The organism is Polaromonas sp. P1_E3 (assembly GCF_056405935.1).
On sequence record NZ_JBFUBD010000399.1, the window covers coordinates 1 to 2,399 of the forward strand.

The following is a 2,399-nucleotide window of genomic DNA, read 5'->3' on the forward strand; positions in this document are numbered from 1 at the left end:
ACTCAAACGTGCGCAGGCGGTTTTTCAGTCCACCTCGATCAGGTGGTAAGTTTCGGACGCAACGCCGAAACGCGTCCGGTGGTGCTCAAGGATTCGGGCAAGGCCAATCTGGCGTTGAAAGAGTTCCGGATCAGCTTGTGGGACGCCCTTGCAATGAAAGATGTACCGGGCGGCCCACGCAGTTCATTTACCCCGCATGTCACTTTGTTGTATGACGCCCAGGTAGTCCTCGAGCAGCCTGTTGCCGCAATCACCTGGCCGGCGGATGAATTTGCACTGGTGCAAAGCGCCATGGGGGAAACGCGCTACGAAATTCTGGGACGATGGCCGTTATCGGGATCACCCCCGACGTTGGCGTCATGAACTGAACAGATCGGCTTGCCGATCAAGCGGCTCCAGTGAAAGAGTCTCTTCCGGCATCAACCGCTCGGTAAGCCGGCGTGCGTCAAAGGGCGCCCGTACTTTTTGGTCGTTGTCGAAATAGCAGTACACGTCACGGCCCGAACGGGCCCGTGGCCGCAGGGTTGATATGCGGTGGGCATCTTCGGGTTCTCCGCCCGAGGCCCAGGCATTGATCCGCGTTGCCCAACGGTCCAGCGCTGCGTTGCTGTAGCGGCCGCCGTACAGCGTTTCAGGGCCATGCAGGCGCAAATAGACAAAGTCACCAGTCACGTCCTCCACATAAGGCCAGTCCGCCACGGCTTCGGACACCACCAGCGCAGCCCGGTGACGGCGCAGCATCCTGACAAATACTTCTGTGCAAAAGCTCGGGTGGCGGATTTCTATGGCATGCCGCAGGCGGCGTTTGCGGTCGGTTTCCAGGCAGGGGTTGCGTACATGGTCGTCGTGGTGCCGGCGCGCGAACCGGGCTGCGGCTTCGGTGTCGTGCGGCAGCAATTGCAAAAAAGACTCAAACACTTCGGGCTTGAATGCCATGCCAGGCGGAAACTGCCACAGCAGCGGTCCCAGCTTGGCGCGCAGGTTCAGAATCCCCGAAGCGATGAAATTGCCCAGCGCAACCGGCACGCTGTCACCTTCGAGCCGGAGCAGGTGGGTGAGGTAACGCGGCGCCTTCACGCTGAAGACAAAGTCGTCCGGCGTATCGTCATGCCAGCGCTGATAGCTGGTCGGCCGCTGCAATGAATAGTGCGAACCGTTGATTTCAATGGTCTGCATGGCGCGCGACGCGAAGGCCAGTTCATGGGCTTGCGCCAGCCCAGGCGGATAGAACACACCTCGCCAGCCGGCGTACTGCCAGCCGGAGATGCCGATGCGAATGGGGGAGCGCTTCATGCGATGAATCAGTGGTCAGATGCCGCAAGCCCCAGCTTGCACGCGCTCCGACCGCTGGCGCTGTAGGTCGGACCCGACTTCGCTTGTCCCACAAAAACCATAGGGTCCGGCGCCGGCATCGCTCCTGGCGAAGTGCGGCGCACAGGCGATGCGTCCTGTTTCGGGAATATTTTTCGGAAAATCTGACGCTTCCTGGCAAGTAGTTGAATCCGCCGATGGATGCTTCGCGTACATTCTCGAGCGGCTCCACGCCTAACCGGACTTACCCATGCTTTCAGCCCCGATCCCCGACAACGACAGCGAGCGCCTGGACGCCCTGCGTCATGGTTTTTGCGCTTACGCGCCTCGCGAAGAGCGGTTTGACCGTATCACCCGCACCGCGAAAAGATTGCTCAATGTGCCGATTTCCCTGATTTCCATCGTCGAAGAAGATGAGCAATGGTTTCGCTCTGTTCAGGGCATCGAAGTCGACCACACGGCGAGGGACATCTCCTTTTGCGGCCATGCTGTGGCAATCAACAAGCCCCTGTGTATTCCCGATACGTGGGAAGACATCCGGTTTCACGACAACCCGCTGGTGGTGGGTCCTCCGGGAATCCGCTCATACCTCGGCTGGCCGCTGGAAATCGCGCCCGGGCTCGCGGTGGGCTCGCTTTGCGTGATTGACACCATGCCGCGCACTTTCGGACCCGAAGAATGGGATGCCTTGAAAGACCTTGGCAGCATGGCTGAAGCCGAACTGAAAATGAGGGCGATGTCCAGCCTGCAAAGCAAGTTGATGATGCGGCTCAGTGCCCTGCAGCGAAAGGGGGCGCTGGATCCGTTGACCGGCTGCTGGAACATCCGCGGATTTCGCGAGCTGCTTGCACTGGGTGTTGAGGACGCACGCACCAATTCGACTGACCTGGCCGTGTGCAGCTTGAACGTGGACAACCTGGAGCAGGTGGCTGAGGTTGCGGGGTTTTCCAACCGTGATGCCCTCGCGCTGATGCTGGCACAGGTGCTGCGGCAGAGGCTGCCGCAAAACGGCGCGCTTGCGCGTCTGGGGCCTTCTGATTTTTGTGCCCTGGTGCCGGCCGAATCGGCCATGGCCCTGGAAGAAGAAC

3 protein-coding genes are annotated in these 2,399 nt (G+C 60.4%); 2 read left to right on the top strand and 1 reads right to left on the bottom strand.

Features of this window, described 5'->3' with window-relative positions:
* On the top strand, positions 1–363 hold a 363-nt coding region (locus AC1D0Z_RS19750), incomplete at its 5' end, for a 2'-5' RNA ligase family protein (RefSeq protein ID WP_477659876.1).
* On the opposite strand, the gene AC1D0Z_RS19755 is transcribed toward AC1D0Z_RS19750, so the two are convergent.
* Positions 358–1,293, bottom strand: a complete 936-nt coding sequence (locus tag AC1D0Z_RS19755; protein WP_477659877.1) for a DUF72 domain-containing protein — start codon at positions 1,291–1,293, stop codon at positions 358–360. The two genes, AC1D0Z_RS19750 and AC1D0Z_RS19755, sit on opposite strands and share 6 nt — an antisense overlap.
* 268 nt (positions 1,294–1,561) lie before the next feature.
* Between AC1D0Z_RS19755 and AC1D0Z_RS19760 the strand changes: the two genes are divergently transcribed.
* The coding region (locus AC1D0Z_RS19760) for a sensor domain-containing diguanylate cyclase (protein WP_477659878.1) at positions 1,562–2,399 on the top strand (838 nt) is incomplete at its 3' end.

What these genes read in the sequence shown, in the direction of transcription:
- AC1D0Z_RS19755 (WP_477659877.1), bottom strand. Translation starts at nt 1,293, where the DNA reads ATGAAGCGCTCCCCCATTCGCATCGGCATCTCCGGCTGGCAGTACGCC.